This window comes from Streptacidiphilus sp. P02-A3a (assembly GCF_014084105.1).
GTDB lineage: Bacteria > Actinomycetota > Actinomycetes > Streptomycetales > Streptomycetaceae > Streptacidiphilus.
Genome location: NZ_CP048289.1, coordinates 2,705,265 through 2,723,713 on the forward strand (window position 1 = coordinate 2,705,265; position 18,449 = coordinate 2,723,713).

Annotated in this window: 18 protein-coding genes and 1 pseudogene; 14 read left to right on the forward strand and 5 right to left on the reverse strand. The window is 72.2% G+C overall.

What is annotated here, in order from left to right; genetic code table 11:
• Positions 1–156: 156 nt before the first annotated feature.
• Positions 157–1,293, forward strand: a complete 1,137-nt coding sequence (locus GXP74_RS12210; RefSeq protein ID WP_182451507.1) for a hypothetical protein — start codon at positions 157–159, stop codon at positions 1,291–1,293.
• Here the strand turns inward: GXP74_RS12210 and GXP74_RS12215 are convergent.
• On the reverse strand, positions 1,284–2,705 hold the full coding sequence (locus GXP74_RS12215) for a cytosine permease (protein ID WP_182451508.1): 1,422 nt from the start codon (positions 2,703–2,705) through the stop codon (positions 1,284–1,286). The two genes, GXP74_RS12210 and GXP74_RS12215, sit on opposite strands and share 10 nt — an antisense overlap.
• A gap of 216 nt (positions 2,706–2,921) precedes the next feature.
• Here GXP74_RS12215 and GXP74_RS12220 point away from each other — a divergent pair, with 216 nt between their 5' ends.
• The 5 genes from GXP74_RS12220 to GXP74_RS40255 all read left to right on the forward strand — a co-directional run bounded on the left by GXP74_RS12220 (position 2,922) and on the right by GXP74_RS40255 (position 9,001).
• Positions 2,922–4,244: a GAF domain-containing protein gene (locus GXP74_RS12220; RefSeq protein ID WP_182451509.1), complete on the forward strand. Its 1,323-nt coding sequence runs from the start codon at positions 2,922–2,924 to the stop codon at positions 4,242–4,244.
• A 64-nt stretch (positions 4,245–4,308) separates the two neighbouring features.
• On the forward strand, positions 4,309–5,832 hold the full coding sequence (locus tag GXP74_RS12225) for an aldehyde dehydrogenase family protein (RefSeq protein WP_182451510.1): 1,524 nt from the start codon (positions 4,309–4,311) through the stop codon (positions 5,830–5,832).
• Between the two features lie 6 nt (positions 5,833–5,838).
• On the forward strand, positions 5,839–6,243 hold the full coding sequence (locus GXP74_RS12230; RefSeq protein WP_182451511.1) for a DUF779 domain-containing protein: 405 nt from the start codon (positions 5,839–5,841) through the stop codon (positions 6,241–6,243).
• A gap of 104 nt (positions 6,244–6,347) precedes the next feature.
• Complete coding sequence (locus tag GXP74_RS12235) at positions 6,348–7,256, forward strand: oxygenase MpaB family protein (RefSeq protein ID WP_182451512.1); 909 nt, start codon at positions 6,348–6,350, stop codon at positions 7,254–7,256.
• Between the two features lie 197 nt (positions 7,257–7,453).
• Positions 7,454–9,001 (forward strand): APC family permease, encoded by a 1,548-nt coding sequence (locus GXP74_RS40255; RefSeq protein WP_225447872.1) that lies wholly within the window; start codon positions 7,454–7,456, stop codon positions 8,999–9,001.
• A gap of 30 nt (positions 9,002–9,031) precedes the next feature.
• Here the strand turns inward: GXP74_RS40255 and GXP74_RS40260 are convergent, their stop codons facing one another.
• The gene (locus GXP74_RS40260) at positions 9,032–10,054 is read right to left on the reverse strand and encodes an ADP-ribosylglycohydrolase family protein (RefSeq protein WP_304940935.1); all 1,023 of its coding nucleotides are present in this window, start codon (positions 10,052–10,054) and stop codon (positions 9,032–9,034) included.
• A gap of 50 nt (positions 10,055–10,104) precedes the next feature.
• Between GXP74_RS40260 and GXP74_RS12245 the strand changes: the two genes are divergently transcribed.
• From GXP74_RS12245 to GXP74_RS12255, 3 genes are read left to right on the forward strand one after another with little or no spacing between them, the layout of a single operon-like run.
• Positions 10,105–10,560 carry a MarR family winged helix-turn-helix transcriptional regulator gene (locus GXP74_RS12245; RefSeq protein ID WP_182451513.1) on the forward strand — a complete coding sequence of 152 codons (456 nt, stop codon included), beginning with the start codon at positions 10,105–10,107 and terminating at the stop codon, positions 10,558–10,560.
• The gene (locus GXP74_RS12250) at positions 10,557–11,414 is read left to right on the forward strand and encodes an ABC transporter ATP-binding protein (protein WP_182451514.1); all 858 of its coding nucleotides are present in this window, start codon (positions 10,557–10,559) and stop codon (positions 11,412–11,414) included. The genes GXP74_RS12245 and GXP74_RS12250 overlap by 4 nt, the downstream gene beginning before the upstream one ends.
• Positions 11,374–12,246, forward strand: coding sequence for an ABC transporter permease (locus tag GXP74_RS12255; protein WP_182451515.1), 873 nt, complete (start codon positions 11,374–11,376; stop codon positions 12,244–12,246). Before GXP74_RS12250 ends, GXP74_RS12255 begins: the two co-directional genes overlap by 41 nt.
• Positions 12,247–12,267: 21 nt before the next feature.
• On the opposite strand, the gene GXP74_RS12260 is transcribed toward GXP74_RS12255, so the two are convergent.
• Positions 12,268–13,260 (reverse strand): LLM class flavin-dependent oxidoreductase, encoded by a 993-nt coding sequence (locus tag GXP74_RS12260; RefSeq protein WP_225447874.1) that lies wholly within the window; start codon positions 13,258–13,260, stop codon positions 12,268–12,270.
• A gap of 331 nt (positions 13,261–13,591) precedes the next feature.
• Between GXP74_RS12260 and GXP74_RS12265 the strand changes: the two genes are divergently transcribed.
• Both GXP74_RS12265 and GXP74_RS12270 read left to right on the forward strand, forming a co-directional pair.
• Positions 13,592–14,677, forward strand: a complete 1,086-nt coding sequence (locus tag GXP74_RS12265; protein ID WP_182451517.1) for an S-(hydroxymethyl)mycothiol dehydrogenase — start codon at positions 13,592–13,594, stop codon at positions 14,675–14,677.
• Positions 14,677–15,315, forward strand: a complete 639-nt coding sequence (locus GXP74_RS12270) for an MBL fold metallo-hydrolase (protein WP_182451518.1) — start codon at positions 14,677–14,679, stop codon at positions 15,313–15,315. The genes GXP74_RS12265 and GXP74_RS12270 overlap by 1 nt, the downstream gene beginning before the upstream one ends.
• Positions 15,316–15,637: 322 nt before the next feature.
• Here GXP74_RS12270 and GXP74_RS40265 read toward each other — a convergent pair.
• Positions 15,638–15,877, reverse strand: a pseudogene (locus GXP74_RS40265) (type B 50S ribosomal protein L31); the annotation flags it as partial.
• A gap of 150 nt (positions 15,878–16,027) precedes the next feature.
• Positions 16,028–16,504 (reverse strand): MarR family winged helix-turn-helix transcriptional regulator, encoded by a 477-nt coding sequence (locus GXP74_RS12280; RefSeq protein WP_182451520.1) that lies wholly within the window; start codon positions 16,502–16,504, stop codon positions 16,028–16,030.
• A 91-nt stretch (positions 16,505–16,595) separates the two neighbouring features.
• On the opposite strand from GXP74_RS12280, the gene GXP74_RS12285 reads away from it, so the two are divergent.
• The 3 genes from GXP74_RS12285 (at position 16,596) to GXP74_RS12295 (ending at position 18,444) form a co-directional block, all read left to right on the forward strand.
• Positions 16,596–17,150 carry a YceI family protein gene (locus GXP74_RS12285; protein ID WP_182451521.1) on the forward strand — a complete coding sequence of 185 codons (555 nt, stop codon included), beginning with the start codon at positions 16,596–16,598 and terminating at the stop codon, positions 17,148–17,150.
• A 257-nt stretch (positions 17,151–17,407) separates the two neighbouring features.
• Positions 17,408–17,908, forward strand: coding sequence for a G/U mismatch-specific DNA glycosylase (gene mug, locus GXP74_RS12290; protein ID WP_225448601.1), 501 nt, complete (start codon positions 17,408–17,410; stop codon positions 17,906–17,908).
• A 299-nt stretch (positions 17,909–18,207) separates the two neighbouring features.
• Complete coding sequence (locus GXP74_RS12295) at positions 18,208–18,444, forward strand: hypothetical protein (protein ID WP_182451523.1); 237 nt, start codon at positions 18,208–18,210, stop codon at positions 18,442–18,444.
• Positions 18,445–18,449: the final 5 nt, after the last annotated feature.

An 18,449-nucleotide genomic window follows, 5' to 3' on the forward strand; every position in this document is an offset into this window, starting at 1 on the left:
GGTGAGGCCGCGCGGGCCGCATCCCGAGTTCCACCCGGCTCGTCGGCCGGACCAGCGGCAACTGACGTGGCATCGGTACGGTGTATCCCGCACCCGACCGGGGAAGGTGCTGGCCCAGGGACGGAATGCGGGTGGGGGAAGGAGCGCGGCACGCCGATGAACAGCAGGCGCTCCCGTACCGAACCGCCCGCGCCCGGTCCGGGTGAGCCGCCCGGTCCGGATGGGGGTGTTCCGGGGACGGCTGTTCCCGGGGCGGCGAGCGACGCGGCGGGCACGCGCGGGGGCCGCCGACCCGAGGCGGAGCTGGTCCGGGAGGGGCCGCCGCCGGGCGTCGGCCACCTGCTGCGGTACGAGACCCGGGTGCTGGGCCAGCCGCTCGCGGTGCTGGTCCATCCCGAGCGCGGCACCGCCACCACCGTGGTCGAGCTGACCCCGGAGTCCGGCGAGCTGCTGGCGGACGTCCCGCGCCAGGGCCCGCGGGACGCCGCGGGGCCGGCCGCCGCCGCGACGCTGCGGCTGCTGCTGGACCGGCTCTCCGGCGCGGGTTCGCCGTTCACCCGGTTGCAGATCCTGATCAGCAGCCGCCCGCCGGGCCGCACCAGCCGGGTCCACCTGGTCGCCGCCCTGCCGCTGACCCGTGCGGTGGTCGCCGCCGGACGGGCGGCGGGGGAGCGCGGGACCCGCGACCGGTCCGGCGACGGGCTGGCGCTGATCGCCGGGCGGGCCACCCTGGACCTGGGCCGCCAGCTCGCGGACTGCGGCCTGTCGATCCGGGGCTTCCTCGACAACGCCGCCCTGACCGGGCTGATCCGCTCCCGCTACGACCCCGGCCACGGCCAGTGGGCGGATGCCGGGGTCCCGCCCTGGCCGACCGAGGTGGACGCGACCCACCACCGGCGGCTGCGCACCACCAGCGCCGCCGGTGCCGGTGGCCGGGCGGTCAGCTGGTACCACGCCACGGCCTGGGTGAAGGCGTGGCCGTCGACCGCCGACGGCCTCGACCTCAGCGCGCCGCTGCGGCTGCCCCGGCTGCCGCTGCCGCGGACCTCGGCCCTGGTGCTGGCGCTCGCGCCGGACGAGGTGCCGACGGCGGCCGGGTACCTGTCCGTCAGCGCGCGGACCCCGGTCGAGCTGCAACAGTTCCGGGTGGACCTGAGGCGGCTGCTGCCCGCCGAGTCGCCGCTGCAACTGGAGTGGACCGACCGCGAGCACCACCTTGCCTTCGCGCACACCCTGCCGCTGGCCACCGGCCTGGCCACGGCGCCGCCGACGGTCCAGGACGGTCATTTCTGACCGGCAACACCGCTGTCAGGCAGCGGTGATGACGCCGCCTCAGCGAGTTCCCGGCGGACCACCGGGCGCATCGTGACGGTGTAGAGCACGGCCGCCAGCACCAGTCCGATCAGCCAGGAGATGTCGGCGCCGCCGAGGTGCCCGACCAGCGGCCCGGTGTAGAAGGTGGTGTTCATGAACGGGATCTCGGCCAGCACGGCGATGCCGTAGGCCGCCGCCGCGCGCGGGTTGAACCTGCCGTAGCGGCCGTCGGCGTCGAAGATGGCCGCGATGTCGTAGTGCTCCTTGCGTACCAGGTAGAAGTCGGCGAGGTTGATCGCCGTCCACGGGATCAGGAAGTACGCCAGGAAGAGGATGAAGTTCTCGAAGTTGCTGAGGAAGTTCGCACTCCCGGCCAGCGCGATGACCGTGCCGACGGCGGCAGAGCCGAGCACGAAGGCGATCCGGACCCCGCCGCGCACCTTCATCGGGAACAACGCGGTCAGCGTCGTGGTCACGCACATGAACATGCCGTAGAGGTTCAGCACGTTCACCGCGATGATGCCGAGCACGATGATCAGCGAGAACAGCCAGTGCGTACCGGACGGGCCGAGGCCGACCACGAAGGACACCGAGCCGTTGCCGAAGGGCGTGGCGGCGACGGAGACCGCGACGCAACCGAAGGCCATCATCCAGATGCTGCTGACGGCCGACCCGGCGTAGGTCCACCAGAAGGTGGCCCGGGTGCTGGTGTCGGCGGGCAGGTAGCGCGAGTAGTCGGCGACGTACGGCGCGTAGGTGATCTGCCAGGTCGCGCCGATCGCGGCGACCAGCAGGAAGGTACCGGCGTGCGGGTGCCCCGCGTGCCAGGACGAGCCGATGCTGTGCTGGGTGAACAGCCGGACGGTGAGGAACAGGAACCCGGCCCCGCTGAGCCAGCTGATCACCCGCTCCACCTGGTGGATCAGCTGGTACCCGAAGATCGCCAGCCCCGCGCAGACCGCCGAGACCAGGACCGTGGCCGGAGTGGTGCCGATGCCCCACCAGGCGGCGAGCGCGGATCCGCCGAGCACCGCGCTGGTCGCAAAGAAGCCCACATACATAACCACGATAAGAATGAGCGGGATGATTGCGCCGAAGAAGCCGAACTGGGCCCGGCTCTGGATCATCTGCGGGATGCCCAGCTTGGGGCCCTGGGCCGAGTGCAGGGCCATGAAGACCGCGCCGATCAGGTTGCCGACGACGATCGCCAGCAGCGCCCAGGGCAGCGACAGCCCCAGGATCACCCCGAGCGCGCCGGTGACCACCGTGGTGACCTGCATGTTCGCCGCGAACCAGACCGAGAACAGGCTCGACGGGCGGCCATGCCGTTCGTCCTCGGGTATCTGGTCGATGGAGCGGTGCTCCACGGACAGGGATGCCGGACTCTGCATGGGGCCACCTCGTTCTGTGCGTCATGCGCCTGTCCGAGGGAATCTCGCATACATGTAGTCGCCACGCAAGAGGCTGCATGGAGTCATTCAGATTCGTGTCCGATCTGCTCCCATCAGCCGGAATCCTTGTCGGATCCCGGTCAATGCCGCGTGGGGCGTTGCGTCCGGGGTCGGGCGGCGACAGTATCGAAGCCGGTGGTCCGGCGGTGGGAGCAGATGGGCAGCAACTGGCTGGCGGAGGTCGGCGCGGATCCGCGGGCGCGTGCGCGGGAGATCGGCCACGTCCATTCCGCATTCCTGATTGATCGTCAACTTCCCTGTGCGGTACCGGGGCTGCGTGAGGTGGTGGCCCGCTCCTGGGAGCGCTCGGTCGAGGCCGCGGTCGGCCAGGACGCCGAACCGCCGGTCACCCTCAGCGGCGGGGCGTTGGCCGAGTACCGTGCGGCGCACCCGCTGGCCCGGGTCATCGAGGTGCTGCGGCAGGTGGTCGGCACCGCCGCCGCGGACGGCGAGCACCTGATGGCGGTCGCCGACGCCGAGGGCCGCCTGCTCTGGGTCGAGGGCGACCGCGACGCCCGCGCCCGGGCCGCCAGGATCAACTTCGTCGAGGGCGCGCAGTGGGACGAGTCCCACGCCGGGACCAACGCCCCCGGTACCGCGCTGGCCCTCGACCACGAGGTGCAGATCTTCGCCACCGAGCACTTCCGGCACCAGGTGCAGCCGTGGACCTGCGCCGCCGCGCCCATCCACGACCCGGCCACCGGCGGCATCCTCGGCGTCGTCGACGTCACCGGCGGCGACATCGTCGCCAACCCGCACAGTCTGGCCCTGGTCCGGGCGGCGGCCAGGACCGCCGAGGGCGAACTGTGGCTGCCGCAGCCGCGCGGCCCGGCCGTCCTGCGCGCGCTCGGACGGCACGAGGGCCTGCTCCGGATTCAGACGTCGGATCAGGGAGTGCTCCAGGAAAGGGAGTTGCGTCTCAGTCGACGCCACACCGAAATCCTGGTGATGCTGATACTGCATCAGGACGGGCTCACCGGCGAGCAGTTGTCGGAGCAGCTGTACGAGAGCCCGGCCTGCCCGACCACGCTCCGGGCCGAGCTCTCCCGGCTGCGCCGGATCCTCGGCGACCTGATCGCCTCCCGCCCCTACCGGCTGACCCGGCCGGTGCGCGCCGACTTCCTGGACGTCGCCGACGCGCTGCGACGAGGGGACCTGCGCGCCGCCGTGGACGCCTACCCCGGTCCGCTGCTGCCGAGTTCGGAGGGGCCAGGGGTGAGCGCGCAGCGCCGCTGGCTGGACACCAGGCTCCGGGCGGCGGCGCTCGGCTGCGCCGATCCGGCCCCGGTCCGGGCCTGGGCCGAGCGCGGCGGTTTCGGCGACCTCCAGGTGTGGGAGCGGCTGGCGCTGATCGCCCCCCGGCAGTCGCCGGACCGGGCCGTCGCCGCCGCGCGGGTACGCCAGCTGCGCGCCGACTACGGCCTGCCGGACCAGCCGGGGTTCGCTGACGCAACGTACCTGCAACGTCACCCGAACTAGCCTGCGGGGTATCTCCTGACCGTCCAACGGAGGGCGGCAGTCGAGTCCCACGGAGGTCCCCACCATGGCCCGATACGCAGCACCGGGCGAGCCCGGCGCGAAGATGGCCTACCAGGCGCGCTACGACCACTGGATCGGTGGCGAGTACGTGGCGCCCGCCCAGGGCCGCTACTTCGAGAACCCGGCGCCGTCCACCGGCCAGATCTTCTGCGAGGTCGCCCGGGGCACCGCCGAGGACGTCGAGCGCGCGCTGGACGCCGCCCACGCCGTCGCCCCGGCGTGGGGACGCACCGCCGCCGCCGACCGCGCCAACATCCTGAACCGGATCGCCGACCGGATGGAGGCCAACCTGGAGGCCCTGGCGGTCGCCGAGAGCTGGGAGAACGGCAAGCCGGTCCGGGAGACCCTGGCCGCCGACATCCCGCTGGCGATCGACCACTTCCGCTACTTCGCCGGTGCGATCCGGGCCCAGGAGGGCTCGCTCGCGGAGATCGACGAGGACACCGTCGCCTACCACTTCCACGAACCGCTGGGCGTGGTCGCGCAGATCATCCCGTGGAACTTCCCGATCCTGATGGCCACCTGGAAGCTCGCGCCCGCCCTGGCCGCCGGGAACGCGGTGGTGCTGAAGCCCGCCGAGCAGACCCCGGCCTCGGTGCACTACTGGCTGAGCCTGGTCGCCGACCTGCTGCCGCCGGGCGTGCTCAACATCGTCAACGGCTTCGGCGTCGAGGCGGGCAAGCCGCTGGCGTCCAGCGCCCGGGTCGCCAAGGTCGCCTTCACCGGCGAGACCACCACCGGGCGGCTGATCATGCAGTACGCCAGTGAGAACATCAAGCCGGTCACCCTGGAGCTCGGCGGCAAGAGCCCCAACATCTTCTTCGACGACGTCAGCGCGGCCCGCGACGACTTCCTCGACAAGGCCCTTGAGGGCTTCACCATGTTCGCGCTGAACCAGGGCGAGGTCTGCACCTGCCCGTCCCGGGCGCTGATCCAGGAGGGGCACTACCGCGAGTTCCTGGAGGCGGCGGTCGAGCGCACCCGGCTGATCGTCCAGGGCGACCCGCTGGACACCACCACCATGATCGGCGCCCAGGCGTCCAACGACCAGCTGGAGAAGATCCTCTCCTACCTGGACATCGGCCAGCAGGAGGGCGCGAAGATCCTCACCGGCGGGGAGCGCGCGGAACTGCCCGGCGCGCTCGCGGGCGGCTACTACGTCCAGCCGACGATCTTCGAGGGCAACAACGCGATGCGGATCTTCCAGGAGGAGATCTTCGGCCCGGTCGTCTCGGTCGCCCCCTTCGCCGGTTACGACGACGCCATCCGGATCGCCAACGACACGCTGTACGGCCTCGGCGCCGGAGTGTGGACCCGCGACGCCGGCACCGCCTATCGCGCGGGCCGGGCGATCCAGGCCGGACGGGTGTGGACCAACTGCTACCACGCCTACCCGGCGCACGCGGCCTTCGGCGGCTACAAGGGCTCCGGCATCGGCCGGGAGAACCACAAGATGATGCTCGACCACTACCAGCAGACCAAGAACCTCCTGGTCAGCTACTCGCCCAAGAAGCTCGGCTTCTTCTAGACCGCCATGCCGGACACTGACGAGGTCTCCCGGGTCGCCGTCACCGAGGCCGCAGCCGAGGTGCTGCGCACCCTCTACGCGGCCAACGGCCCGCTGATGTTCCACCAGTCCGGCGGCTGCTGTGACGGCAGTTCGCCCATGTGCTACCTGGCCGGGGAGTTCCGCACCGGAGCCGCCGACGTACGGCTGGCCGCCCTGTCCGTCGCCGGGGTGCCCGAGCCGGTGACGTTCTGGATGTCCCGGGCCCAGTTCGCGCTCTGGCGGCACACCCACCTGACCGTGGACGTGGTGCCGGGGCGCGGCAGCGGCTTCTCGCTGGAGGCGCCGGAGGGCGTGCGCTTCCTGATCCGCTCCCGGCTGCTGACCGAGGCCGAGTCGGCCGTCCTCGACGCCGACCCGGCCGACCAGTAGCAGCAGCAGTACCCGCACCCGCTCCCGGGAGCGCCGCCGACCGGCGTAGGGTCGACGGCGGCGCCCCGGAGCGGGCGGGCACGGCGGAGAAGGGGGCGACGGTGATGGCACGGCCAGGGGCGGAACGCATCCGCAGGCGGGTCAACGCCACCGTGCACGGCGGCGCCCTCGACCTCGGCCGCTACGACCACCCGGCCGGCGACCCGGGCCTGTTCGGCCCCGGCAGCGTCGTCTGGCGGGTGCACGGCGACTTCCCCGGGATGTTCACCGGCGGCATCGCCGCGCTGCTGCTCCAGTCGCTGCACCCGCTGGCCATCGCCGGGGTCGACCAGCACTCCGACTTCCGCCGCGACCCGGTCGGGCGGCTCAACCGGACCGCCGGGTTCGTCTCGGTGACCAGCTTCGGCTCGACCGAGGCGGCGGAGGCGGCACTGGCCCGGGTCCGGCACATCCACGAGTACGTCCGGGGCACCGCCCCGGACGGCCGCGGCTACGCCGCCGGTGATCCGGCGCTGCTGCGCTGGGTCCACGTCGCCGAGACCGCCTGCTTCCTCACCGGACACCAGCGCTACAGCCGCACCCCGCTGACCCCGGGGGAGTGCGACGAGTACTTCCGCCGGGTGGCCGTCGTCGCCGAACGGCTGGGCGCCACCGGGATACCCGCCTCGACCGCCGAGGTGCGCGCGTACCTGCGGCTGGTCCGCCCGGAACTGGTCCGCTCCGAGGCCGCCGCGCAGGCGGTGGACTTCCTGCGGGGCTTCAGCGGCGCGGTCGGCGACGGTGCCGAGCGCGCGGTGATGCGGGCGCTGACCAACGGCGCCACCGACCTGCTGCCGGACTGGGCGGCCCGGATGCTGGACGTACGGCGCCCGGCCCCGCTGCGGATCCTGCTGGACCGCCCGGTGGTCCGGGGCCTCGGCGCGGTCTTCCGCTACGGCTGCGAGCCCTCCGCCGTCTTCCTGGCCGCCACCGCCCGGGCCCACGGTCGGCGCACCGGCGGATCGCCCGGCTGACGGACCGGTGTGGGCCGTCTGGCGCAGCGCTGGTCCTCCGACCCGTTCCCGGGGAGTGCGCAGCGCCCTGCCTCTGCTGTCCGCCGGGCCGCCGGGTCTACCATCCGTTGACTGAGTCGGCGTCAGAAACCGGCCCGCTCAGCGCTGCGCTCCGCCGTCCGCGCCCCCGGCCCGACCGCGAAAGGCACTGGTCCCCGATGAGCTCACCGCTCGACACACCCCCCGTCGTCACCACCACCGGCTCGGGCGCCGGGGAGAAAGGGCTGAAGGGCAACGCGCTCGGGCTCTTCTCCTCCATCGCCATCGGTCTGGCCTCCACCGCCCCCGCCTACAGCCTGGCCGCGACCCTCGGCCTGATCGTGGCCGGGGTCGGCCTCCAGGCGCCGATCATCACCATCCTGGCGTTCATCCCGATGCTGCTGATCGCCTACGCCTACAAGGAGCTCAACGAGGTCGACCCGGACTGCGGCACCACCTTCACCTGGGCCGCCCGCGCCTTCGGTCCGCGTACCGGCTGGATGGGCGGCTGGGGCATCATCGTCGCCGACGTGATCGTGATGGCGAACCTGGCGCAGATCGCCGGAGCCTACGGCTTCCAGCTGTTCGGCTTCCCGAACCTGTCCTCCAGCACCCTGTGGACCACCGTCGCCGGGGTCATCTGGATCATCGTGATGACCGCCATCTGCTACGTCGGCATCGAGGTCTCGGCGGCGCTGCAACGCTGGCTGCTCTGCGTCGAGGTGTTCATGCTCGCGGTCTTCTCGGTGGTCGCGCTGGTCAAGGTGTACTCCCGGCACGCCCCGGCCGGCTCGCTGCACATCGCCGGATCCTGGTTCAACCCCTTCGACGTGCACTCCTCCGGCGCCTTCACCTCGGGCATCCTGGCCGCCGTGTTCATCTACTGGGGCTGGGACACCGCCGTCTCGGTGAACGAGGAGACCGAGGACAAGGAGCGCACCCCGGGGCGCGCCGCCGTGATCTCCACCGTGCTGCTGCTGATCATCTACGCACTGGTGTCCACCTCGGCGCAGGCCTTCGCCGGGGTCGGCGCCAAGGGCATCGGCCTGGCCAACCCCGCCAACTCCGGCGACGTGCTCTCCGGCCTGGGCAACGCCGTCTTCGGCAGCCACGGCCTGGGCTGGTTCCTGGCCAAGCTGCTGATCTTCATGGTGCTGACCTCCTCGGCGGCGTCCACCCAGACCACCATCCTGCCCACCGCCCGCACCAGCTTCTCGATGGCCATGCACAAGGCCATCCCGGCCAAGTTCGGCGAGGTGCACCGCCGCTTCCTCACCCCGACCTGGTCCACCGTGGGCATGGGCCTGGTCTCGATCGCCTTCTACGTGATGCTGGTGAAGATCAGCACCAACGTGCTCTCGGACTCCATCTCCTCGGTCGGCCTCGGCATCGCCTTCTACTACGGCCTGACCGGCTTCTCCTGCTTCTGGTACTTCCGCAAGGTGCTGACCCGCAGCGCCCGGGACTTCTGGGTGAAGGGCTTCATGCCGCTGGTGGGCGGCCTGATGCTGCTCTACTTCTTCTGCTACGCGGCCTTCGACGTCTACGCCGACCCCAGCTACGGCTTCACCTCGATCAACCTGCCGATCGTCGGCGACACCGGCGGCGTCACCGTGATCGGCATCGGCTCGCTGCTGCTGGGCGTGGTGCTGATGCTCATCCAGTGGGCGGTCCAGGGCTCCTGGTTCCGCGACCCGGACGTCCCGGTCAGCGCCGCCGAGCGCTGACCGGGACCCCCGGTCCGAGGGGGCCGACGGTCAGTCGCGGACGTCCCAGGCCGCGCCGAGCGCCAGCAGCCGCTCGCGGTACTCGACGACCTCGGTCCACTCCCGCGGCCAGGCGTCCGCGCCCAGATGCGCCCCGGCGAAGGCCCCGGCCAGGGCGGCGATCGAGTCCGAGTCACCGGAGGAGCAGGCGCCCCGGCGGACCACGGCCCGCGGGTCGTCCGGGAACAGCAGGAAGCACAGCAGCCCGGTGGCCAGCGCCTCCTCGGCGATCCAGCCCTCTCCGGTGGCCAGGCAGGGGTCGGCCTCCGGATCGGGGGAGGCCAGCGCCGCCTCCAGCCGGTCCAGTACGGCCAGGCACTCGTCCCAGCCCCGGCTGATGAACAGCCCGGGCGTCGGATCCTGCGCGCGCAGCGCCAGGTCGCCCAGCCAGTCCCCGAGGTAGCGCTCCCGGTTCTCCCGGGCGTGCGCCCGCAGCAGCGGCAGCAGCTCGCCGGGCGCGGCGCCCCCGGCGAGCAGCCACACCGCCTGCGCCGTCAGCTCGCTGGCGGCCAGTGCGGTGGGGTGGCCGTGGGTCAGCGCGGACTGCAACTGGGCGGCGCCGGAGCGCTGCTCCTGGGTCAGCCCGGGGACCAGCCCGAGCGGCGCGACCCGCATGTTCGCCCCGCAGCCCTTGGAATGGATCACGCTGGCGTCCTGCCAGACGCCGCCCCGGCTGAGCGCCTCGCAGGCCCGCAGGCAGGTCATCCCGGGCGCCCGGTTGTTCTCCGGCGAGCGCCACCACTCCAGGTACGCCGCGCGCACCGGCGGTTCCATCCGCTGGGCCGTCAGCGGTCCCGTGGCCAGCGCCGCGACCAGGCCCTCGCCGAGGGCCAGCGTCATCTGGGTGTCGTCGGTGACGTACGCCGTCCCGGACGCCAGCGGCAGCGGCATCCGCTGCCAGGGGCCGCACTTCGCGATGATCTCCGGCACGCTGTTGAACTCGGTGGGAAAGCCCATGGCATCCCCGAACGCCAGTCCCAGAAGTGCCCCCGTTGCCGCTCGCTTCACAGCGATTCCCCCTCGCCCTCTGGAAGTTAGCTCTTATCAGGAGCTAAAATTACTGTATGTCCGAGGCTGAGGTGCCCGAGGATTTCGGTGAACTGCTGGTCGGCATCCACCGGGTGGTCCGCCGCAGGCTGCGGCAGGACCTGGCCGGGCCCAGACTGCGCGGCGCGCAGGTGGAGCTGCTGCGGCTGGTCGGCGCGCGGCCCGGCATCGGCGTCTCCGCCGCCGCCAGGGAACTCCACCTCGCCGGGAACTCCGTCTCCACGCTGGTCAACCAGCTGGTGGCGGCCGGGCTGCTGGAACGCCGGACCGACCCCGGGGACCGCCGGGCGGTCCGGCTCACCATCACCGCCGAGGCGGCCGACCGCCTGGTCGACTGGGACGCCCGCCGCAGCGCACTGGTGCGGCGGCAGGTCGCCGGACTGACCGAGCACGACCGGACGGCGCTCGCCGAGGCCGTCCCCGCGCTGCGCAGGCTCGCCGCGAGCCTGCACGAGGAGTTGGAGGGGGAATGAGCACAGATCCCGACCGGTCCGCCGAGGCGCAGGCCGCGGCCGTGCGCTGTACCGGCCTGCGGTACGCCTTCGGCGACACCAGGGCCGTCGACGACCTCGACCTGACCGTCCGCACCGGGGAGACCTTCGGGCTGCTCGGCCCGAACGGCGCGGGCAAGACCACCGCGATCCGGGCGATCACCACGCTGCTGCCGGTCCCCTCCGGCATGATCCAGGTCTTCGGCACCGACGTGACCAAGGACCGGATGGCCGTCCGGCGGCTGCTCGGCTACGTGCCGCAGCAGCTCTCGGCCGACGCCGGACTCACCGGCCGGGAGAACGTCTCGCTGTTCGCCCGGGTGTACGACGTCCCCCGCCGCGAGCGGGAGGCCCGAGTCGACGAGGCGCTGGCGGCGGTCGCCCTCAGCGGCGACGCGCACCGGCTCGCCGGGACCTTCTCCGGCGGCATGGTCCGCCGCCTGGAACTGGCCCAGGCCCTGGTCAGCGCACCCCGGCTGCTGATCCTGGACGAGCCCACGATCGGCCTCGACCCGATCGCCCGCACCAGCGTCTGGGACCGGATCACCGAGATCAAGAACGCCACCGGGATGACCGTCCTGGTCACCACCCACTACATGGACGAGGCCGAGCAGTACTGCGACCGCGTCGCCCTGATGCACAAGGGCCGGATCCGCGCGCTCGGCACCCCCGACCAGCTCAAGGCCGACCTGCCGGGCGAGTTCACCGCGCCCACCCTGGAGGACGTCTTCCGCTACCACGCGGGCAGCGGCCTCCAGGGCGCCGACAACCAGTCCGATGGAGAGGATTTCCGCGATGTCCGCCGTACCCGCAACACCGCGAACCGCGTCCGCTGAGACTGCTGTCGGAGCCACCGCCGGTCCCGCGCTCAGCCTGCTGCTGACCGCACCCCGGCCCAGGACCGGCTGGCGGGTGGTCCCGGCCCGGGTCGGCGCGATGTGCATCGTGGAGCTCCAGAAGCTGCGCCACGACCGGACCGAGCTCTACACCCGCGCCATCCAGCCCGCCCTGTGGCTGCTGATCTACGGCGAGACCTTCACCCGGCTGCACGCGATACCCACCGGCGGCATCCCCTACCTGGACTTCCTCGCGCCGGGCATCATCGCGCAGTCGGCGATGTTCATCGCCATCTTCTACGGCATCATGATCATCTGGGAGCGGGACGCCGGGGTCCTCACCAAGCTGCTGGTCACGCCGACCCCGCGGGCCGCGCTGGTCACCGGCAAGGCCTTCGCCGCCGGGGTGAAGGCGACCATCCAGGCGGTGGTGGTGGTCGTCATCGCCGCGCTGCTCGGCGTCGGCCTGACCTGGAACCCGCTGAAGCTGATCGCGGTGGCGCTGGTGGTGATCCTCGGCGGCGCCTTCTTCTCCTGCCTGTCGATGACCATCGCCGGGATCGTGCTCACCCGCGACCGGCTCATGGGCATCGGCCAGGCGATCACGATGCCGTTGTTCTTCAGCTCCAGCGCGCTCTACCCGGTCAGCGTGATGCCCGGCTGGCTGCAGGCGATCAGCAAGTGCAACCCGCTCAGCTACCAGGTGGACGCGCTGCGCGGACTGCTGCTCGGTGTCCCCTCGCACCTGCTGACGGACTTCACGGTGCTGGTCGTCGCCGCGCTGCTGGGCATCCTGGCGGCCTCCTCACTGCTCGGCCGCCTCGCCAAGTAATGACAGCGGCCCGTCGGCCGCTCAGCGCTCGGCGAGCCGGGGGAGCACCGCCTCGCCGAACAGCCGCAGGCTCTCCCAGCCCGCCGCCACCGGCAGCCCTCCGCACAGCGGATGCAGCACCAGCGCGCCCGACGGACCCTCGGCGCGGGCGATCTCCAGGCACTCCTCGGGGGTGAGGCAGCTGTAGATCCCCTCCGCCCGCAGCTCGGCCGGGGTCCGCGCGGACGACCTCACCACCGAGGAGACGCCCGCCGCCTGCCAGCCCGCATAGGTCCTGGCCTCGTGCAGGAAGTGCCTGCCGTACTCGGCCCAGGCCCGGTCCGGGTCCTCGGTGCAGTGCACCACCCGGGTCCGCTCCGGCGGCAGCAGCGCGAAGCCGTGCCGCAGCCCCGCCTCGGCGGCCAGCCGGTCGTAGTAGGCGGCGACCTCCGGCAGGTGCGCGGCCAGGAACAGCGGCAGGCCCAGCCGTACCGCGCGCCGCGCGGCCACCCGCGAGGAACCGCCGACCAGCAGCCCCGGATGCGGCCGGGTGAGCGGCGGCGGGGTGATCCGCACCGTCCGGCCCCGGTACGCGAAGGGCTCCCCGCGCCACGCCGCCAGCAGCGTGGCCAGCGCCTCGTCCTGGGCCGCGCCGCGCGCCGCCCAGTCCCGGCCGAGCAGGGCGTACTCCTCGGGCCGGTAGCCGATCCCGGCGACCACGGTGAGCCGCCCGCCGCCCAGATGGTCCAGCACCGCCAGATCCTCGGCCAGCCGCAGCGGGTCGTAGAGCGGGGTGATGATCGCGCACAGCATCACCCGCACCCGCCGGGTGGCGCCGAACACCGCCCCGGCGGTGACCAGCGGCGACGGGCTCCAGCCGTCGTCGGCGCCGTGGTGCTCCTCCAGGCTGACCAGATCGAACCCCCTGGCGTCCGCGTACCCGGCCATCTCCACGGTGGCCCGGTAGCGGGCGGCCACCTCGCTCCGGTCCAAGCCGGGGACCACCTGGTTGAAGCGCAGTGTGGTCACGGTCACGGGTGTCCACCTCCAAAACTGACGGGTCGTCATATTCCGTCAGGGGTACCACGCTCGGCATCGGACCGGAAGTGGCGTGCGGGGCCGGCCGCCGCCCGCCGAGGGCGGCTCGGCCCGGCGGGCGGGGTCGGCACGTCGTGATCCACTGCCGGATCGGGCAGAGTGGGGGCAGCGGACGGCCGGGCCATCCTGGCGGCCCGACCGTCCGCGCACCCGCACCGCCGTCCGGCCACCCGTGCCGGACGCCCGTCGGCGCCACGCCACCCGGGGCGCCGACGACACAACTCGGCGCCCCGCGCCGAGCCGGACACGTCGAGGGAGAACAGCAGACATGGCCCAGCGAGTACGCGGTGTGATCGCGCCCGGCAAGGGCGAGCCGGTTCGGATCGAGACGATCCTGGTGCCCGACCCCGGTCCCGGTGAAGCCGTGGTCAAGGTCCAGGCCTGCGGCGTCTGCCACACCGACCTGCACTACCGCGAGGGCGGCATCAACGACGAGTTCCCGTTCCTGCTCGGCCACGAGGCCGCCGGGATCGTCGAGTCCGTGGGCGAGGGCGTCACCGAGGTCGCGCCCGGCGACTTCGTCATCCTGAACTGGCGTGCCGTCTGCGGCCAGTGCCGGGCCTGTCGGCGCGGACGGCCGCAGTACTGCTTCGCCACCCACAACGCCAAGCAGCGGATGACCCTGGAGGACGGCACCGAACTGTCGCCCGCCCTGGGCATCGGTGCCTTCGCCGACAAGACCCTGGTCGCCGCCGGACAGTGCACCAAGGTCGATCCCACCGCCTCCCCGGCCGCCGCCGGACTGCTCGGCTGCGGGGTGATGGCCGGGCTCGGCGCCGCCGTCAACACCGGCAACGTCGGCCGCGGCGACACCGTGGCCGTCATCGGCTGCGGCGGCGTCGGCAACGCCGCCATCATGGGCTCCCGGCTCGCGGGCGCGTCCCGGATCATCGCCGTCGACGTCGACGACCGGAAGCTCACCACCGCGCTCCGCCTGGGCGCCACCCACACGGTCAACTCCCGCACCGATGACCCGGTCGAGGCGGTCCGCGCGCTCACCGGCGGCAACGGCGCGGACGTGGTGATCGAGGCCGTCGGCCGCCCGGAGACCTACAAGCAGGCGTTCTACGCCCGCGACCTGGCCGGTACCGTCGTCCTGGTCGGCGTGCCCACCCCGGAGATGACCCTGGAACTGCCGCTGCTCGACGTCTTCGGCCGCGGCGGCGCGCTCAAGTCCTCCTGGTACGGCGACTGCCTGCCCTCGCGGGACTTCCCCACCCTGATCGACCTCTACCTCCAGGGCCGACTCGACCTGGACGCCTTCGTCTCGGAGACCATCCCGCTTGACGGGGTCGAGGCCGCCTTCGCCCGGATGAGCCGGGGCGAGGTCCTGCGTTCGGTGGTGCTGCTCTGATGGCCGCCGCCGACGCCCGCATCGAACAGCTGACCACCTCCGGTACCTTCGACCTCGACGGCGGCAGCTGGGAGGTCGACAACAACGTCTGGATCGTCGGCGACGACACCGAGGCCGTGGTCATCGACGCCGCCCACGACGCCGAGGCCATCGCCGCAGCCGTCGGCACCCGGCGGCTGCTCGCCATCGTCTCCACCCATGCCCACAACGACCACGTCGACGCGGCCCCGGCGCTCGCCGAGCGCACCGGCGCCCCGGTGCTGCTGCACCCCGACGACCTGCCGCTGTGGCAGCAGACCCACCCGGACCGGGCCCCGGACGCGCCCCTCGCCGACGGCCAGCGGATCGACGTCGCGGGCATCTCGCTCACCGTGCTGCACACCCCGGGACACAGCCCGGGCGCGGTCTGCCTGTACGCGCCGGAGCTGAACGCGCTGTTCTCCGGCGACACCCTGTTCCACGGCGGACCGGGGGCCACCGGCCGGTCCTACTCGCACTTCCCGACGATCATCGACTCGATCCGCGACCGACTGCTCACCCTCCCGGCCGGGACCGTCGTCCACACCGGTCACGGCGACACCACCACCATCGGCGCGGAGGCCCCGGACCTGGCGGACTGGATCGCCCGCGGCCACTGACCCGCTCCTCGGTGGGGCCCGCCGCCGCCCCTCGCTCGCCCGGTCGCTCGCCCCGTCGCTCGCCCGGTCCTGCGGACAGCCGGTCATCCGGCGCGCGGGGCGGGGCGGGCGGCACGGGCGGTCAGGGCAGCTGCTTCTCCACGGCCAGACGGCCCTCCTCGGCCAGCTTCCGGCGCGCCCACTCCAGGTTCGCCGGGGTCAGGTCCCGTCCGCTGGCCTGCACCAGGTCCTCGGCCGAGACCTCACCCTCGGCGCCGGTGTGCAGCTTCCGGTCCGGGGTGACCTCGTCCGGCGTGGGCAGGCGCACCGCGTCGGTCTCCGCGCCGCCGTACCGGCGCTGGAACTTCGCGATCTCGCCCTCCGGGTCCACCGCCCTGGCCTTGCCGGTGTGGAACGGGTGGCTCTCCGCCGAGATCTCCACGTCGACCACCGGGTAGACCTGCCCGTCGTCCCACTCGATGGTCCGGTCGCTGGCGGCGGTGGACCGGGTCAGGAAGGCGTAGCCGGCCGAACGGTCCCGGAAGACCACCGGGCGGTAGTCGGGGTGCTTGTCCTTCGTCATCAGCTGCTCCTCGGTGTCCGGGCGTCGATGGTCGGCAGGGCGCGCCTGTCGGGACTGCTCCAGCATTCACCGCTTCGGCGCAGCGCGCGACCCCGCCGGTACCGGCCGGGTGACCGGCCCGGCGGTCGAGGGGCCGGTTCAGGGGCCGGTTCAGGCGGCGGGCGGCTCCTCCAACTGCCGCAGCACCTCCTCGGACACCGACGCCAGCGCCGCCACCTGCTCCGGGGTGAGCGCGTCGAAGACCAGTCGGCGCACCGTGGCCACATGCGTGGGCGCCGCCGCCTCGATCGCCTCCCGGCCCTGCGGGGTGATCACCACGAAGGACCCGCGCCGGTCGTTGGGGCAGTCCTCGCGGTCGATCAGGCCGCGGCCGACCATCCGGCCGAGGTGGTGCGACAGCCGGCTCTTCTCCCAGCGCAGCGCCTTCGCCAGTTCCAGCACCCGCAACCTGCCGTCGGCTATGTCCGTCAGCTGCACCAGCACGTCGAAGTCGGCCAGCGAGAGGTCCGAGTCGGTCTGGAGCTGGCGGCCGAGCCGGGCCATGAGCTGGGTGTGCATCCGCAGGAAGCTCCGCCAGGCGTGCCCTTGCGTGTCATCGAGCCAGGTGGTGGTGTCGGAACTGTTCATGACGTCAGTCTAGCCACATTGGTTGACGTGTCACCGAACACCGCTACGATGTAGATGAAACTTCAACAACCACTCGCCAGAGGAGCTCGGTATGACCACCGCCATCACCCCCGACCTGTCCGGCAGCTACACCATCGACCCGGCCCACAGCCGCCTCGGCTTCGTCGCCCGCCACGCGATGGTGACCAAGGTCCGCGGCTCCTTCAACGACGTGTCCGGCACCGTCACCATCGACGCGGACGACCCCTCGAAGTCCTCGGCGAACGTCACCATCCAGGTGGTCAGCATCGACACCGGCAACGCCGACCGCGACGGCCACCTGCGCACCAACGACTTCCTGGCCGTGGAGCAGCACCCGGAGATCACCTTCGTGTCCACCTCGGCCAAGCTGAACGGCGCCGACAACGTCACCCTGGCCGGCGACCTGACCATCAAGGGCGTCACCAAGTCGGTCACCCTGGAGTTCGACTACCAGGGCGCGGCCACCGACCCGTTCGGCAACAAGCGGCTGGGCTTCGAGGGCACGCACACCATCAGCCGCCAGGACTACGGCATCACCTGGAACGCCCCGCTGGAGACCGGCGGCGTACTGGTCGGCGACAAGGTCGTCCTTGAGTTCGACCTCTCCCTGGTCAAGAGCGCCTGAGCGGTCACGAGGGGCTGAGCGGTCACGATGGGCTGAGCGGTCATGTCGGGCCGAGCGGTCACGTCGGGCCGAGCGGTCAGCAGACCCGTTCGGGCTAGCCGCGCGGCCGGGTTCTCGTTCCCGCCCTCCCGGGCCCGACCGAGCGCCCGGGGCGCCGCCGCGACCCGCCCCGGCGCTGGCAGACTGTGCCGGTGCAGACTCAGCCCACTCCCTTCCGGCCGAACGCCGAGCAACTGGCCCGAGCCCACGGCACGACCATTCCGGACGTGACCGGCCCCGGGCTCCGGGTGCTCTTCTGCGGGATCAACCCCGGCCTGTGGTCAGGGGCCACCGGCCACCACTTCGCCCGCCCCGGCAACCGCTTCTGGCCCGCGCTGTACCGCGCGGGCTTCACTCCCCGCCAGTTCCGCCCCGACGAACAGGGCGAACTGCTGGCCCTCGGACTGGGGATCACCAATGTCGTCGCCCGGGCGACGGCCAAGGCCGATGAACTTACCGCCGACGAATACCGCACCGGCGGCCTGGAGCTGGCCGAACGGGTCACCAGGCTGCGGCCCCGGGCCCTGGCCGTGCTGGGCATCGGTGCCTACCGCACCGCCTTCGGCCACCGGCACGCCGCCGTCGGTCGGCAGCCGGACGACCTGGGCGACACCCAGGTCTGGGTCCTGCCCAACCCCAGCGGCCTGAACGCCCAGTGGACTACATCACGTTTGGCGGAGGTGTTCCGCCAGCTGCGGGAGGCCACGAGCCAAATTTGATCTTGCTAGAGGGCCGTTCCCACAGCTCAGGGGGATAGCCGGGCACCGGGTCACCCCCTTCGGGGTCATGGCGAGCGACGTGGTCGCGCCGACGCCCGTGGTTGCGAATTGATCTTGCTAGGCAGTCTGCCGGGGCTGGTCCTGGGGTGTCCCGAGTCGGTTCGTCGGACCGAAGATGATCATGGCCGGTTCGGATCGCTTCTGGGTGGTCCGGGGGGACGTGCCCTTGACCCGTGGGAACAACCGCATGCACGATGCGGAGCGAGAATCTTTCTCGAACCTTCAAAAAGGGAGTGCCCATGCGCGCACGATTCCTTGGCAAGGACCCGGAGTCCCAGGAAGGCAACTCGCCTACCCTGTTCGCCACCGACCGCACCGACCGCAAGACCTACCTCGCTCAGGGGTGGAAGGTGGTTGACCCCGAGGCGCTGGCGGACGTCGGCGAGGTGCCGGACCACGAGACGCTGATCGAGATCCCGGAGGAAGTCCTCAAGATGTACGCCCTCCGCTACTTGGAGCAGGAGGGAGAACACTGAGCCTC